Origin of the sequence: Kitasatospora sp. GAS1066B (assembly GCF_041262605.1) — a bacterium.
In the GTDB taxonomy this organism is placed as follows: Bacteria; Actinomycetota; Actinomycetes; order Streptomycetales; family Streptomycetaceae; genus Kitasatospora.
In genome coordinates, this window is record NZ_JBGCCO010000046.1 from 1 (window position 1) to 14,663 (window position 14,663).

Sequence of the window (14,663 nt, forward strand, 5' to 3'; positions counted from 1 at the left end):
TGCAGGGGGGACCCTGTGGGAGAGTAGGACGCCGCCGAACAATTCTTCTAGAGAAGCCCTCTTCCTTCGGGAAGGGGGCTTCTCTGCGTTTACCGCATGCTCAGAGCTGCAGCTTGAACCCGAGGTGCGATCCGGTGAATCCCAACCGGTCATAGAAGCGGTGCGCGTCGGTGCGGCTCAGGTCCGAGGTGAGCTGCACCAGACCCGCGCCGAGTTCGCGGGAGCGGTCGATCGCCCACTCCATCAGGACCGTGCCGAGGCCGTTGCCGCGCTCGTCGGCGTGGACCCGGACGGCCTCCACGATCACCCGGGTGGTGCCGCTCCTGGAGAGGCCGGGGATGACGCTGAGCTGAAGGGTGCCGACCACCCGGCCGGCTCGGACGGCGACGGTCGGGTGCTGGTTGGGGTCGGCGGCGATGCGCTCCCAGGCCGCGTAATAGGGGGCCAGGTCGTCGGGGCTCTCCCTGGTTGCGGCCACCGAGTCGGCGGCCAGCATCGCCACGATGGCCGGGATGTCGTCGGAGGTCGCCGGGCGGATGACAAGATCATTCATGGTGCTCAGCCTAGTGACCCCGCCCGGTGACCCGCGGCCTCACTCCTCGGCGGGCGCACCGGTGATCACCGCGAAGACCGCGCCCTGCGGGTCGCTGAGTTGCGCGAACCGCCCGACTCCGGCCTCCTCGACCACGTGGCCACGCTGGGTGCCACCGAGTTCCACGGCGCGGGCGATGGTCGCGTCGACGTCGGCCACTTCGAAGTACGGCTGCCAGTAGGAGCCGGCGTGCGCTGCCCGGTCCTCGGCGACCATCCCGGCGAGGCCGCCCTGGCTGGCGTCGGTGCCGCCGTCGGTGGGGGTGATCACGGTGTAGGTGAAGTCGCCGAACGGGACGTCCTGCTCCAGCCAGTTGAACACCGTGCGGTAGAACGGCTTGGCGGCCGACGGGTCGGTGGTGTGCAGTTCGGTCCAGCAGAGCGTGCCGACGTCGGTCACGGCCTCCAGCCCGGGGGTGTCGCCGGGCTGCCACACGGCGAACCGGGCGCCGGTCGGGTCGGTGTAGCCGGCCATCCGGCCGTGGGTGAAGACGTCGAACGGGCCGAGCCGGACCACGCCGCCCGCCTGCTGGACGAGCTTGCTGGTCTGGTCGGCGTCCTCGGTGTGGAAGTAGAGCGTCCAGGCGGGTGGCGCGCCCTCCTCGGTGAGCGGGCCGAGCGCGGCGACGGTTCGGTCGCCCAGTTGGAAGAAGCCGTAGCCACCGGAGTTGGGGCCGGCCGAGTTGAAGGTCCAGCCGAGGAGACCACTGTAGAAGGCCTGGGCGGCGTCGGTGTCGGGGCTGCCCAGGTCGAGCCAGTTGGGCGCGCCGGGGACGTAGTTGGTGGTCAGCATGGCGTCCTCCGCCTCTGTGCGGGGCCGGATCGCGGGTGGGCGTCCGGGCATGACAACGAGTCCTCCTCTGCCATCGTGTCACCGCGCTGTCGGCCCGGCGCGATACCGTTCCTGGGCATGGGTTCAGCGGCGGTGTTGAGGGGGTCCCCGGATGGCCGGGCAGCGGTCCGACACGGCTCAGGTGCCCGCCCAGCGGCAGCTCGCCGAGGTCGAGGGCGTGCTGGAGCGGATCACCTACGCCAACGAGGAGACCGGCTACACGGTCGCCAGGGTCGACACCGGTCGTGGCGCGAACGACCTGCTGACGGTGGTCGGCGCGCTGCTCGGCGCGCAGGTGGGGGAATCGCTGCGGCTGTACGGCCGTTGGGGCTCGCACCCGCAGTACGGCCGCCAGTTCACCGTGGAGAACTACACCACGGTGCTGCCCGCCACCGTGCAGGGCATCCAGCGCTACCTGGGCTCGGGCCTGATCAAGGGGATCGGCCCGCGGTTCGCCGAGCGGATCGTCGAGCACTTCGGCGTCGACACGCTGACCGTCATCGAGGAGCAGCCGGCCCGGCTGGTCGAGGTGCCGGGGCTCGGGCCGAAGCGGACCAAGATGATCGCCGAGGCCTGGGAGGAGCAGAAGGCGATCAAGGAGGTGATGGTGTTCCTCCAGGGGGTGGGGGTGTCCACCTCGCTCGCCGTGCGGATCTACAAGAAGTACGGGGACAGCTCGATCGGCGTCGTGAAGAACGAGCCCTACCGGCTGGCATCCGACGTCTGGGGCATCGGCTTCCTGACCGCGGACCGGATCGCGCAGGCGGTGGGCATCCCGCACGACAGCCCTGAGCGGGTGAAGGCCGGGCTGCAGTACGCGCTCTCGCAGAGCAGCGACCAGGGGCACTGCTACCTGCCGGAGGAGCGGCTGATCGCCGACGGGGTGAAGCTCCTGCAGGTGGACGTCGGCCTGGTGATCGAGTGCCTGGCCGAGCTGGTGGCGCAGGAGGGGGTGGTCCGCGAGAGCCTGCCGGGGGAGGGCGGCGAGCCGGTGGTCGCTGTCTACCTGGTGCCGTTCCACCGCGCCGAGATCTCGCTCTCCAACCAACTGCTGCGGCTGCTGGGCGCCGAGACCGACCGGATGCCGGGCTTCGCGGACGTCGACTGGACCAAGGCGCTGGCCTGGCTGGCCCAGCGGACCGGGGCCGAGCTGGCGCCGGAGCAGGAGCAGTCGGTCCGGCTCGCGCTGACCGAGAAGGTCGCGGTGCTGACCGGTGGCCCGGGCTGCGGCAAGTCCTTCACGGTGAAGTCGATCGTCACGCTCGCGCTGGCCAAGCGGGCGAAGGTGCTGCTGGCGGCGCCGACCGGGCGGGCGGCCAAGCGGCTGGCGGAGCTGACGGGCCACCAGGCCTCGACCGTGCACCGGCTGCTGGAGCTGCGTCCGGGCGGGGACGCGGCCTATGACCGGGACCGGCCGTTGGACGCCGACCTGGTGGTGGTCGACGAGGCCTCGATGCTGGACCTGATCCTGGCCAACAAGCTGGTCAAGGCGGTGGCGCCGGGCGCGCACCTGCTCTTCGTGGGGGATGTGGACCAGCTTCCCTCGGTCGGCGCGGGTGAGGTGCTGCGTGACCTGCTGGCCGACGGCGGGCCGATCCCCTCGGTGCGGCTGACCCGGATCTTCCGCCAGGCCCAGCAGTCCGGTGTGGTGGTGAACGCGCACCGGATCAACGAGGGGCAGCCCCCGCTCACCGACGGGCTGCCCGACTTCTTCCTCTTCGTGGAGGACGACACCGAGCGCGCGGCCGGGCTGGTGGTGGACGTGGTGGCCCGCCGGATCCCGCAGCGGTTCCGGCTGGACGCCCGCCGGGACGTGCAGGTGCTGGCCCCGATGCACCGCGGCCCGGCCGGCGCCGGCAACCTCAACACGCTGCTCCAGGCCGCCGTCACCCCCGGGCGCGAAGGGCTGGCCGAGAAGCGCTTCGGCGGCCGGACCTTCCGGGTCGGCGACAAGGTGACCCAGATCCGCAACAACTACGAGAAGGGCCAGAACGGCGTCTTCAACGGCACGGTCGGCGTGGTGACCGCACTGAGCGTGGAGGACCAGCGCCTCACCGTGCTGACCGACGAGGACGAGGAGGTGCCCTACGACTTCGACGAACTCGACGAGTTGCAGCACGCGTATGCCGTCACCATCCACCGCTCGCAGGGCAGCGAGTATCCGGCGGTGGTGATTCCGGTCACCACCTCGGCCTGGACCATGCTGCAGCGCAACCTGCTCTACACCGCGGTCACCCGGGCGAAGAAGCTGGTGGTGCTGGTGGGCTCGCGCAAGGCGATCGGGCAGGCGGTGCGCACGGTGAGTGCGGGGCGCCGTCATTCAGCCCTGGATCACCGGCTGTCCATCGGATGATCACCTGAGGCCGAATGGGGTCAGGGGCCTCCGCGGGGGTATCTTGACGTGAAGAAATTGATGGACCAGCCTAGTCTTGCCGTGATCTTGTCCGGTTCGTACGGGCTGGTGCGTCGGTTCTTGTAGTGTGGGGCCCTTTTGGGCCACCCCGGGTGCGCGGTCGTCCTCCAGATGGGGGAGGGTGGACGGGCAGACACCTTGGAAGCGGATTTTCATTTCGTCGGTGAGGAAGCGCGTGAGCGAGAACAGTCAGGAATCTGTAGTACTGCGGTACCAGGGCGGCGATTACGAGTACCCGGTCGTCGAGAGCACTGCGGGGAACTCCGGCTTCGACATCTCGAAGCTGCTCCCGCAGACCGGCCTGGTCACCCTGGACAACGGCTTCGGCAACACCGCTGCCTACAAGTCCGCGATCACCTTCGTCGACGGTGACAACGGCATCCTCCGCTACCGCGGCTACCCGATCGAGCAGCTGGCCCAGCAGGGCAGCTTCATCGAGATCGCGTACCTCCTGATCAACGGTGAGCTGCCGACGCCGGACCAGCTGGCGGAGTTCAACAGCGAGATCACCCAGCACACGCTGCTGCACGAGGACGTCAAGCGCTTCTACCAGGGTTTCCCCCGGGACGCGCACCCGATGGCGATGCTCTCCTCGGTGGTCGGCGCGCTGTCGACCTTCTACCAGGACAGCCACAACCCGTTCGACGCGGCCCAGCGCCACATGTCGACGGTGCGCCTGCTGGCGAAGCTGCCGACCATCGCGGCCTACGCGTACAAGAAGTCGGTCGGCCAGCCGTTCGTCTACCCGCGCAACGACCTGAGCTACGTCGAGAACTTCCTGCGGATGACCTTCGCGGTCCCGGCCCAGGACTACGAGCTCAACCCGGTGATCGTCAACGCGCTGGACAAGCTCTTCATCCTGCACGCCGACCACGAGCAGAACTGCTCCACCTCGACCGTGCGCCTGGTCGGCTCCAGCCACGCCAACCAGTTCGCCTCGATCTCGGCGGGCATCTCGGCGCTCTGGGGCCCGCTGCACGGCGGCGCCAACCAGGCCGTGCTGGAGATGCTGGAGCAGATCCAGGCCGACGGCGGCGATGTCGACGCCTTCATCCGCAAGGTGAAGAACCGCGAGGACGGCGTCAAGCTGATGGGCTTCGGCCACCGCGTGTACAAGGCCTTCGACCCGCGCGCCGCGCTGGTCAAGGGCCTGGCACACGACGTGCTGGCGCAGCTGGGCAAGTCGGACGAGCTGCTGGAGATCGCGCTCAAGCTGGAGGAGCACGCGCTCAGCGACGACTTCTTCATCTCGCGCAAGCTCTACCCGAACGTCGACTTCTACACCGGCCTGATCTACCGCGCGATGGGCTTCCCGACCAGCATGTTCACCGTGCTGTTCGCGCTCGGCCGGCTGCCGGGCTGGATCGCCCACTGGCACGAGATGATCAACGACCCGACCAGCCGGATCGGCCGCCCGCGCCAGATCTACACCGGCACCGCGATCCGCGACTACGTGGCGCTCGACAAGCGCTGAGCGATCCCGCGCTGGCAGGTGCCGGTAGGTGTCCAGCAGGCCCCGCAGCTTCGTGCCGCGGGGCCTTCGGCGTGTCCGGGGCGCTCGGCCTTTTCGGAAGCGGACGTGACGGCGCACGGCCGCCGGGAAGTGGACGAGGCTGGGAACGGCCGCTCAAAGCGTTCCTGGTCACCCCACTGCCCGGCGCCGTGCGCGCCCGGGGCCCGCCGGAGCCCCGTGGGCGGCGCGCCGACCACGGGTGCGCGGCCCTGCCCCCAGGGGAGAGGGTGGGTCGCACGGTGCCGTTCCGCAGTCGTCTGCCGCACTCACCAAGGTAAGACGTATCTGGGTCGGCAAAGTTACGTCCGGGGGGTGTGAGTTGTCTCTCGCTTCCGTCCGCGTCCCTCGGTTCACCCGCTCATACCACATGACTCGCGGCGCCCGACGTCACCCTCCCCGCAGTGATGGCAACCCAGCGTGATAGGAATCGTGGCATTCCGGTACGGACAGGGCGGGAGAGACAGATGGCCAGGAACGTTGTCGTCACCGGCGGTGGCACCGGGATCGGCCTGGAGATCGCGCGGCGGTTCGCCGAGGCGGGCGACGCGGTGGTGATCGTGGGCCGTCGGCGTGCGGTGCTGGAAAGCGCGGCCGAGCGGCTCGGCGCCGGCGTCAGCACGCTGGTCTGCGACCTGGCCGACCCGGACGCCGTGGAGGCGGCGCTGGGCGAGCTGCCGGCCCGGATCGACGTCCTGGTCAACAACGCCGGCAGCCGGGAGACCGGCTTCGGGGCCGGCCCGCACGCGCTGCTGGCCCGCTGGCGCGGCGACTTCGAGCGCAACGTGCTCACCGCGGTGCTGCTCACCGAGTCGGTGCGGGACCGGCTCACCCCGGGCGAGGGGCGGGTGATCACGATCAGCTCGATCGCCGCGCTGCGCGGAGCCGGCTCCTACGGGGCGGCCAAGGCCTCGCTGCACGCCTGGAACCACTTCCTGGCCGCCCAGCTGGGCCCCTCCGGGATCACCGCGAACATCGTGGCGCCCGGCACGGTGGCCGGCACCGAGTTCTTCGGCCCGCGGCTGGACGAGGCCGAGGTCTCCCGCCGGGCCGCCCGCACCCTGCTCGGCCGGATCGGCGAGACCGGTGAGGTGGCGGCGGCCGTGCAGTTCCTGGCCTCGCCCGGGGCGGGCTTCATCACCGCCGAGATCCTGCACTGCAACGGTGGCGAGTTGCTCGGGCGTTAGGTCCTGTCAGCTCGGCTCAGGCGGCGAAGCGGCGCAGCCGCAGGCTGTTGGTCACCACGAAGACCGAGGAGAAGGCCATCGTGGCCCCCGCGACCATCGGGTTCAGCAGACCGGCGGCGGCCAGCGGGACGGCGGCCACGTTGTAGGCGAAGGCCCAGAACAGGTTGCCCTTGATGGTGCCCAGGGTCCGCCGGGAGAGCCGGATCGCGTCCGCCGCCACCCGCAGGTCGCCGCGGACCAGGGTCAGGTCGCCGGCCTCGATCGCGGCGTCGGCGCCGGTGCCCATGGCCAGCCCCAGGTCGGCCCGGGCGAGCGCGGCCGCGTCGTTCACGCCGTCGCCGACCATCGCCACCGCGTGGCCCTCGCTCTGCAGGCGCTCGATGACCGCGACCTTCTGCTCGGGCAGTACCTCGGCGATCACGTCGGCCGGCTCGATCCCGACCTCGGCCGCCACCGCCCGGGCCACCGCGGCGTGGTCGCCGGTCAGCAGCACCGGACGCAGGCCCAGCTCGCGCAGCTCGCGCACCGCCTGCGCGCTGGTCGGTTTGACGGTGTCGGCCACCACCAGGACCGCGCGGGCCGCGCCGTCCCAGCCGACCGCGACGGCGGTGCGTCCGGCGGCTCCGGCGGCGGCCTTCGCGGCGGCCAGCTCGGGGCTGAGCGGCTGCGCCAGCTCGGCCAGCAGCGACTCCCGACCGGCGAGCACCTGGTGACCGTCCACCAGACCCCGTACGCCGAGCCCCGGCAGGTTGGTGAACTCCTCGACAGCGGGCAGCGCGCCCAGCCGCTCGCGGGCCGCGGTGGCGACGGCCCGGGCGATCGGGTGCTCGGAGGCGTGCTCCAGGGCGCCGGCCAGCCGCAGCGCCTGCTCCTCGGTGACGCCGTCGGCGGTGTGCACGGCGGTCAGCGCCATGGCGCCGGTGGTCACCGTGCCGGTCTTGTCCAGCACGATGGTGTCCACCCGCCGGGTGGTCTCCAGCACCTCGGGGCCCTTGATCAGGATGCCCAGCTGGGCGCCGCGCCCGGTGCCGACCAGCAGCGCGGTCGGGGTGGCCAGGCCCAGCGCGCAGGGGCAGGCGATGATCAGCACGGCGACGGCGGCGGTGAAGGCCTCGGTGGCGCTGCCGGTGGCCAGCAGCCAACCGGCCAGGGTGGCCAGCGCGATCAGGATCACCGTCGGGACGAAGACCGCCGAGATCCGGTCGGCCAGCCGCTGGGCGGCGGCCTTGCCGTTCTGCGCCTGCTCGACCAGCCGGGCGATGTGGGCCAGCCGGGTGTCCGCGCCGACCCGGCGGGCCTCCACCACCAGGCGGCCGCCCGCGTTGACGGTGGCGCCGGTGACGCTGTCGCCGACGGTGACCTCGACCGGGACCGACTCGCCGGTGAGCATCGAGGCGTCCACCGCCGAGGCGCCCTCCACCACCACGCCGTCGGTGGCGATCTTCTCGCCGGGCCGGACCACGAAGCGGGTGCCGACGGTCAGTTCGGCCACCGGGAGCCGGACCTCGTGGCCGTCGCGCAGCACCGCGACCTCCTTGGCGCCGAGGTCGAGCAGCGCGTGCAGCGCGGCGCCGGCCCGGCGCTTGGAGCGGGCCTCCAGCCAGCGGCCGAGCAGGATCAGCGTGGTGACGGCGGCAGCCGTCTCCAGGTAGAGGGTTGATCCGGCGTCAGCCCGGCCGATCGCCAGGCTGAACTCGTGCTTCATCCCGGGCATCCCGGCGCCGCCCAGGAAGAGCGCCCAGAGGGACCAGCCGAAGGCGGCCAGGGTGCCGAGCGAGACCAGGGTGTCCATGGTGGCCGCGCCGTGCCGCAGGTTGGTCCAGGCGGCCCGGTGGAAGGGCAGGCCGCCGTACGCCACCACCGGGCCGGTGAGCGCGAAGGCGAGCCACTGCCAGAAGGTGAACTGCAGCGCCGGCACCATCGAGAGCAGCACCACCGGGACGGTCAGCACGGCGCTGAGCAGCAGCCGCACCCGCTCGGGGTCGGCCTCGGCTCCGGCTTCGACGGCGGGGCCCGCGGCCGGTTCGGCGGCCGGCGGCGGGGGCGGCTCGGCGGTGTAGCCGGTGCGCTCCACGGTGGCGATCAGGTCGGCCACCGTGACGCCGGGGCCGAAGTCGACCCGGGCCTTCTCGGTGGCGAAGTTCACCGTGGCCGCGACGCCCACCATCCGGTTCAGCTTCTTCTCGATCCGGGCAGCGCAGGAGGCGCAGGTCATCCCTCCGATCGAGAGCTCGACGCGGTCACTTATGCCGGTGGGTGCGGTGGTGGCGGTGCTCATCGGGCGGCTCCTTCGCGGGACGGGTGGGGACGGGGTGCGACCGGGCGGCCGGGGTGCGCCCCGGTCGCTCCCCGTGACCGGGCTCAGGCGGCCGGGCCGACCAGCTCGTAGCCCGCCTCGTCGACGGCGGCGCGGACGTCGGCCAGGGCCAGCGGCTGCTGGGAGGAGACTGTGACGGTGCCGGCCTTGGCGTTGGCGGCCACCTCGGTGACGCCGGCCAGAGCGGAGAGCTCCGAGCTGACCGACTTCTCACAGTGGCCGCAGCTCATGCCGGTGACGGTGTAGGTGACGGTGCTGGACATCGCTGCCTCCAAGGGATGAGGGGGCGCCGGAGGTCGGCGCCGCCGTACTGTCGAGAACACGATACCCCCGAGGGGTATTTCGTGAAGAGGGGTGAGCCGGGCGGCCGGTGAGATGGTCGTCACGGTCCGCTGACCGACAGTAGTCGCACCACCACCATGCGCCCGTCTTCGCCGCTCCCGGTCACCCGGAATGGCGCTGGGTGACCGGGCGACGCGGCTGTCCGTCGGGGTGACCGTGGATGGGCATCCGGGTCGAATGTCCGTAATGTTCGGCACGTGTTCAGCTTCCGCCGCCCCAGCCGCCCCTTGGCCTCCGCCGTCCAGGGCCTGCCCAAGGCGCGGCGGCGGCGCGCGCTGGCCGCCGTCGACCTGCGGGACCTGTCCTGGCGGCAGCGGGCCGCGCCGGCCCTGCTGGCGATCGTCTGCGTCTGCGTCGCGGACCTGTCCACCGGTCAGGAGCGCTACCTGGCACCGCTGATGACCGTGGTGCCCTCGATCGCCGCGCTCACCCTGTCGGCCGTCGGCGTGCTGAGCGTCTGCACGATCGGGCTGGCGGCGCTGGCCGGGCTCAACCGATACGACCAGGTCACCGCGGTGCACGACCAGCGCTTCCTGTTCGGTTCGATGATCACCTACCTGGCGCTCACCCTGTTCAGCGCCTACGTCGCGGAGCTCCGGATGCGCCGGGCGGCCGCTTTCGCCGCCGTCAGCTCGGTGGCCGAGGCGGCCCAGCGGGCGCTGCTGCGCCGGCCAGGGCCCGAGGTCGGGCCGCTGCGGCTGGCGGTGCGCTACGCCTCGGCCGCCGACGAGGCGCGGATCGGCGGCGACCTCTACTCGGTGCTGGAGACCCCGCACGGCACCCGCGCGGTGGTCGGCGACGTCCGGGGCAAGGGGCTGGACGCGGTCCAGACGGCCGCCGTGGTGCTCGGCGCCTTCCGCGAGGCCGCCTACGACGAGCCGGGGCTGCACCAGGTGGCCGCCCGGATCGAGGCTAGCGTGGAACGGCATGTCCCCGACGGCGAGTTCACCACCGCGCTGTTCGCCGAGGTGCGCGGCGACGGGGTGGTCGAGCTGCTCCAGTACGGGCACGTGCCGCCGCTGCGGGTGGCCCCGGACGGCACTGTGACGGTGCTGGAGGCCCCCGACCCCTGGGTGCCGCTGGGCCTGGGGCGGCTGGCGGCGGGCCGCCCGCAGAGCTGGCACCAGCCGTTCGGCACCGGTGACGTCCTGGTGCTCTGCACCGACGGCGTGGTGGAGGCCCGCGGGCGCGGCAGCGGCGAGTTCTATCCGCTGGAGGGGCGGGTCGCCGAGCTGGTGGCGGGCGCCGCGGGTTCGGTGGCCGAGCTGGAGGTGGCGGTGGGCCAGCTCTACGCCGACCTGCTCCGGCACACCGGCGGCGACCTCGGCGACGACGCGCTGCTGCTGCTGGTCAGCCGGGCCGACTGACCAGCGGCAGCCGGCCGTTCAGCTGACCACCGCGTCCGCCAGGGCGCGGAAGAGCAGGGCGGTGGAGGTCGCGCCCGGGTCCTGGTGGCCGATGCTGCGCGGGCCGAGATAGGAGGCGCGCCCCTTGCGGGCCTGCAGCGGGATGGTGGCGCGGGCCCCCGCCTCGGCGGCCTCGGCGGCCAGCGCGCTGGCCTCGCGCAGCGTGAAGCCGTCGAAGGCGGCGCGCTCCAGCGCGGCCACGGCCGGCTCGAAGGCGTCCACCATGGTCTTGTCGCCGACCACGGCGCCACCCAGCTTCTGCACCGCGCCGAGCCCGGCGCGCAGCGCCTGGGCCAGCTCCGTCAGGTCCGCGCTCGGGGCGGGCAGCGCGGCTCCCACGCCGCGCAGCGCGCTGCCGTAGAGCGGCCCCGAGGCGCCGCCGACCTTGGAGATCAGCGTGCTGCCGGCCTTGCTCAGCACCGTGCCCGGCGAGGCGTCGGCGGGCAGCGCGTCCAGCGCGGCGATGACGGCGGCGAAGCCGCGCCGCAGGTTGCTGCCGTGGTCGCCGTCGCCGATCGCGGCGTCCAGCGCGGTGAGTTCCTCGTGCCGGCGCTCGACGGCGGCGGCTGCGGCGCGCAGCCAGCCGAGCGCGAGTTCCCGGTCCAGGTCATAGCGCATGACGGGGTTCCCAGTCGGTCGGTGACAGTTGATCGGTGACGGGTGGTCGGTGACGGGTGGTCGGTGACGGGTGGTCGGTGACAGGTGGTCAGGGCCGGTGCAGGGCCGGGGTGCGGGCCGGGGCGTCCCACAGCTCGAGCAGCTCGGGATCGGCCTTGGTCAGGGTGAGCGAGAAGCCTGCCATGTCCAGGCTGGTCACGTAGTTGCCGACCAGCGCGCGGGCGATGGTGATGCCGCGCTCGGCCAGCCGGGCGGCCACCTCGCCGTGCACGATGTAGAGCTCGATCAGCGGGGTCCCGCCCATGCCGTTGACCAGGGCGATCACCTCGTCGCCCGCCGTCAGCGTGTGGTCGGCGAGGATGGTCTCCACCACCTCGGCGACCAGCTCGCGGGCCGGGCGCAGCGGCTCGCGGCGGCGGCCCGGCTCGCCGTGGATGCCCACGCCCACCTCGATCTGGTCCTCGGGCAGGTCGAAGCCGGGGCGCCCGGCGGCGGGGGTGGTGGCGGCGGTCAGTGCCACCGCGAAGGAGCGGGAGGCGGCCACCGCGCGCTCGGCCACGGAGGCCACCTCGGCGGCCTTGGCGCCGCGCTCGGCCAGCGCGCCGGCCACCTTCTCGACCACCACGGTGGCGCCGGTGCCGCGCCGCCCGGCGGTGTAGGTGGAGTCCTCGACCGCGACGTCGTCGTTGACCAGCACGGTGCGGACCTCGATGCCCTCCTCGGCGGCCAGCTCGGCGGCGAGCGAGAAGTTGAGCACGTCACCCGTGTAGTTCTTGACGATCAGGACCGCGCCCGCGCCGCCGTCGGTGGCCCGCAGGGCGGCGAGCACCTGGTCGGGCACCGGGGAGGTGAAGACCTCGCCGGGGCAGGCCGCGTCCAGCATCCCGGGGCCGACGAAGCCGCCGTGCAGCGGTTCGTGGCCCGAGCCGCCGCCGGAGATCAGCGCGACCTTGCCGGGGCGGGGCGCGTCCGCGCGGTGGATGACGTGGTTCTCCCGGTCCACCGTCAGTTCCGGGTGGGCGGCGGCCACTCCGGTCAGCGCGTCGTCGAGTACGGACTCGGGGGTGTTGATCAGCTTCTTCATCGGCGTCTCCCGCTGCTGAGGTCGGACCGGCTCGTTGCCGAACCTACGCCACCAGGTGCGGGTTTCTCATCCGTTCACCGCGACCTGGCGTGGCGGCGACTACCCTCGGCGGACATGAGGACTTCGGTGGGAATCGTCCTGGTGTCGCACAGCCCGCTGCTGGCCGCCGGGGTGCGGGAGCTGGTCGAGCAGCTGGGTGGCGGGAGCGTGCGGGTGGCGGTCGCGGGCGGTACCGAGGACGGCGAGCTCGGGACCAGCTACGAGTTGATCACCGAGGCGGTGCGGCAGGCGGACGGCGGCGCGGGCGTCGTGGTGTTGCCCGATCTCGGCAGCTCGGTGCTCACCGCGCGGGCCGTGCTGGCGGACCTGGGGCGGGCTGAGGAGCTCGTGCTGGTGGACGCGCCGTTCGTGGAGGGCGCGGTGTCGGTGGTGGTGACCGCCTCCACCGGGGCGGGCCTGGCCGAGGTGGTCCGGGCGGCCCAGGAGGCTTGGCAGGCGCATAAGTTCTGACCGGACGGGGCCTGGGGCGCTGGCTCACTTGGCGTCCGCGTAGCACTCCACCACGGCCGTGCTCATCGGGAACCGCACCGGGGTGTCGCCGAAGACCAGCCGGCTGGCCTCGTCGGCCGCCGCCGTGATCAGCGCTGCCACCTGCTCGGCCAGCTCGGTGGGCGCGTGCACCACCACCTCGTCGTGCTGGAAGAAGACCAGGTGCGGGCGGCCACCGGGCCCGGTGAGCTCGGCCAGCCGGCGGCGCAGCGCGGCCAGCAGGGCCAGCGCCCAGTCGGCGGCGCTGGCCTGGATCACGAAGTTGCGGGTGAACCGGCCGCGGGCCCGGGTGGAGCGCCCGCCCTGCTCGGCGCTCTCGCCGCCGGCCGCCGCGGCGCCCTCGGTCAGGTCCAGCCAGGCGTCCGAGGGCGGCGGGCAGCTGCGGCCGAGCCGGGAGGTGACGATTCCGCCTTCCTCGCCGGTGCGGGCGGCGGCCTCCACGTAGCCCATCGCGACGGGGTAGCGCTGGCGCAGGATGGCGAGCAGCGGGCCGATGTCCCCGCTGGTCTGCCCGTACATCGCGCCGAGCAGGCCGAGCTTGGCCTTCGCCCGGTCGCCCTGGAAGGCCGTGGCGGCCAGCGCCTCGTAGAGGTCGCCGCCGGCCGCGCTGCGGGCCAGCGCCGCGTCACCCGAGAGGGCGGCCAGCACCCGGGGCTCCAGCTGGGCCGCGTCGGCCACCACCAGCCGCCAGCCCGGATCGGCCACCACCGCGCGGCGCAGGATCCGCGGGATCTGCAGCGCCCCGCCGCCCCGGCTGGCCCAGCGCCCGGAGACCACCCCGCCCACCACGTACTCGGGGCGGAACCGGCCGCCGCGCGCCCAGGCGTCCTGCCAGGCCCAGCCGTGCGCGGTGTGGATCCGGGCCAGCTCCTTGTAGCGGATCATCAACTCGGCGGCCGGATGGTCCAGTTCGCGCAGCTCCCAGACCCGGGTGGAGGTCAGCCGGACGCCCTGCTCGGCGAAGGCGCGCAGCACCTGGGTGTGCGAGTCGGGGTTGAACGGTTTGCCGCCGAGCGCCTGCTGGAGCCGGATGGACAGCTCGGCCAGCTTGGCGGGCTGGGTGCCGGGGATGTGCGGGCGCGGGCCGAGCAGCTCGGTGAGCAGCGCGTCGTGGACCTCGGTGCGCCAGGGCAGGCCGTCCTGGGCCATCTCGGCGGCGGCCAGCGCGCCGGCCGACTCGGCGGCCACCAGCAGCCGGAACCGGGCCCGCTGCGCCTCGCCCTCGATCGCCTGGAGCCGGCGCTGCTGGTCCGCGTGCACTGCCAGTACGGCGGCCAGCGGGTCGGTGCCGGGCGGCAGTTGCAGGCGGTCGGGGGCGAACAGGGTGTCCTGCGCCTCGGCCGGGCCGCTCTCCGACAGGTCGGCGGGGACCGGCAGGGAGCGCAGCCGGGCCCAGGCGGCGCCGAGCGAGCGCGGCGCGCCCCAGCGGCCCTCGTGCGCCAACAGCAGGGCCTCGACCAGCCGCAGGTCGTGGCAGCGGCCGAGCCGGCGCCCGCCGGGCAGGTCGGCCAGTGCCGCCAGCAGCGGCGGGTAGACGGACTCGGCGCTCGCCCAGACCCAGCGCGGGTGCTCGGCGGCCTCCAGCTCGGCGACGGTGACGGCCAGCTCGGCGGCCTTCAGCGGGGCGCCGAGCGGCTCACCCGCCTCGGAGATGCGGTGCAGCCGGCCGCCGCGCCCGTGGGCGTCGGGGACCAGGGCGATCCTGGCGGGCACGGTGGGCTCCGTCTCGGTGGGTGGCGGCGGCAGGCGGGCGGCTCGCGGTCGGCGGGCCGCGCGTGCCGGTTCGTTCGACCCGACCGTAGCGCGCGGCGCTG

12 protein-coding genes are annotated in these 14,663 nt (G+C 73.2%); 5 read left to right on the forward strand and 7 right to left on the reverse strand.

Annotation, left to right across the window (positions count from 1 at the left end):
• Window positions 1-100 precede the first annotated feature (100 nt).
• Together ABH937_RS34375 and ABH937_RS34380 are read right to left on the reverse strand one after the other, a co-directional pair.
• Window positions 101-553, reverse strand: a complete 453-nt coding sequence (locus ABH937_RS34375; RefSeq protein ID WP_280688703.1) for a GNAT family N-acetyltransferase — start codon at window positions 551-553, stop codon at window positions 101-103.
• Between the two features lie 39 nt (window positions 554-592).
• Window positions 593-1,384 (reverse strand): VOC family protein, encoded by a 792-nt coding sequence (locus tag ABH937_RS34380; protein WP_280688704.1) that lies wholly within the window; start codon window positions 1,382-1,384, stop codon window positions 593-595.
• 151 nt (window positions 1,385-1,535) lie between these two features.
• Here ABH937_RS34380 and ABH937_RS34385 point away from each other — a divergent pair, with 151 nt between their 5' ends.
• The 3 genes from ABH937_RS34385 to ABH937_RS34395 all read left to right on the forward strand — a co-directional run bounded on the left by ABH937_RS34385 (window position 1,536) and on the right by ABH937_RS34395 (window position 6,533).
• Complete coding sequence (locus ABH937_RS34385) at window positions 1,536-3,776, forward strand: ATP-dependent RecD-like DNA helicase (RefSeq protein WP_370220506.1); 2,241 nt, start codon at window positions 1,536-1,538, stop codon at window positions 3,774-3,776.
• Between the two features lie 223 nt (window positions 3,777-3,999).
• Window positions 4,000-5,310 carry a citrate synthase gene (locus tag ABH937_RS34390; protein WP_370220507.1) on the forward strand — a complete coding sequence of 437 codons (1,311 nt, stop codon included), beginning with the start codon at window positions 4,000-4,002 and terminating at the stop codon, window positions 5,308-5,310.
• A gap of 503 nt (window positions 5,311-5,813) precedes the next feature.
• Window positions 5,814-6,533 carry an SDR family NAD(P)-dependent oxidoreductase gene (locus tag ABH937_RS34395; protein ID WP_370220509.1) on the forward strand — a complete coding sequence of 240 codons (720 nt, stop codon included), beginning with the start codon at window positions 5,814-5,816 and terminating at the stop codon, window positions 6,531-6,533.
• Between the two features lie 16 nt (window positions 6,534-6,549).
• Here ABH937_RS34395 and ABH937_RS34400 read toward each other — a convergent pair whose 3' ends face one another.
• Complete coding sequence (locus ABH937_RS34400; protein ID WP_370220511.1) at window positions 6,550-8,811, reverse strand: heavy metal translocating P-type ATPase; 2,262 nt, start codon at window positions 8,809-8,811, stop codon at window positions 6,550-6,552.
• 83 nt (window positions 8,812-8,894) lie between these two features.
• Window positions 8,895-9,113 (reverse strand): heavy-metal-associated domain-containing protein, encoded by a 219-nt coding sequence (locus ABH937_RS34405; protein ID WP_280688709.1) that lies wholly within the window; start codon window positions 9,111-9,113, stop codon window positions 8,895-8,897.
• A 276-nt stretch (window positions 9,114-9,389) separates the two neighbouring features.
• On the opposite strand from ABH937_RS34405, the gene ABH937_RS34410 reads away from it, so the two are divergent.
• A complete protein-coding gene (locus ABH937_RS34410; protein WP_370220512.1) occupies window positions 9,390-10,559 on the forward strand; it encodes a PP2C family protein-serine/threonine phosphatase in 1,170 nt (389 codons plus the stop codon).
• An 18-nt stretch (window positions 10,560-10,577) separates the two neighbouring features.
• On the opposite strand, the gene dhaL is transcribed toward ABH937_RS34410, so the two are convergent.
• Together dhaL and dhaK are read right to left on the reverse strand one after the other, a co-directional pair.
• Complete coding sequence (gene dhaL, locus ABH937_RS34415) at window positions 10,578-11,216, reverse strand: dihydroxyacetone kinase subunit DhaL (RefSeq protein ID WP_370220513.1); 639 nt, start codon at window positions 11,214-11,216, stop codon at window positions 10,578-10,580.
• Window positions 11,217-11,304: 88 nt separating this feature from the next.
• Window positions 11,305-12,300, reverse strand: coding sequence for a dihydroxyacetone kinase subunit DhaK (dhaK, locus tag ABH937_RS34420; RefSeq protein ID WP_280688712.1), 996 nt, complete (start codon window positions 12,298-12,300; stop codon window positions 11,305-11,307).
• A gap of 114 nt (window positions 12,301-12,414) precedes the next feature.
• On the opposite strand from dhaK, the gene dhaM reads away from it, so the two are divergent.
• On the forward strand, window positions 12,415-12,810 hold the full coding sequence (gene dhaM / locus ABH937_RS34425) for a dihydroxyacetone kinase phosphoryl donor subunit DhaM (protein WP_370220514.1): 396 nt from the start codon (window positions 12,415-12,417) through the stop codon (window positions 12,808-12,810).
• Between the two features lie 24 nt (window positions 12,811-12,834).
• Here dhaM and ABH937_RS34430 read toward each other — a convergent pair whose 3' ends face one another.
• On the reverse strand, window positions 12,835-14,562 hold the full coding sequence (locus tag ABH937_RS34430) for a bifunctional 3'-5' exonuclease/DNA polymerase (protein ID WP_370220515.1): 1,728 nt from the start codon (window positions 14,560-14,562) through the stop codon (window positions 12,835-12,837).
• Window positions 14,563-14,663 lie beyond the last annotated feature (101 nt).

What these genes read in the sequence shown, in the direction of transcription:
- ABH937_RS34375 (WP_280688703.1), bottom strand. Translation starts at nt 553, where the DNA reads ATGAATGATCTTGTCATCCGCCCGGCGACCTCCGACGACATCCCGGCC.
- ABH937_RS34380 (WP_280688704.1), bottom strand. Translation starts at nt 1,384, where the DNA reads ATGCTGACCACCAACTACGTCCCCGGCGCGCCCAACTGGCTCGACCTG.
- ABH937_RS34385 (WP_370220506.1), top strand. Translation starts at nt 1,536, where the DNA reads ATGGCCGGGCAGCGGTCCGACACGGCTCAGGTGCCCGCCCAGCGGCAG.
- ABH937_RS34395 (WP_370220509.1), top strand. Translation starts at nt 5,814, where the DNA reads ATGGCCAGGAACGTTGTCGTCACCGGCGGTGGCACCGGGATCGGCCTG.
- ABH937_RS34400 (WP_370220511.1), bottom strand. Translation starts at nt 8,811, where the DNA reads ATGAGCACCGCCACCACCGCACCCACCGGCATAAGTGACCGCGTCGAG.
- ABH937_RS34405 (WP_280688709.1), bottom strand. Translation starts at nt 9,113, where the DNA reads ATGTCCAGCACCGTCACCTACACCGTCACCGGCATGAGCTGCGGCCAC.
- dhaL (WP_370220513.1), bottom strand. Translation starts at nt 11,216, where the DNA reads ATGCGCTATGACCTGGACCGGGAACTCGCGCTCGGCTGGCTGCGCGCC.
- dhaK (WP_280688712.1), bottom strand. Translation starts at nt 12,300, where the DNA reads ATGAAGAAGCTGATCAACACCCCCGAGTCCGTACTCGACGACGCGCTG.
- dhaM (WP_370220514.1), top strand. Translation starts at nt 12,415, where the DNA reads ATGAGGACTTCGGTGGGAATCGTCCTGGTGTCGCACAGCCCGCTGCTG.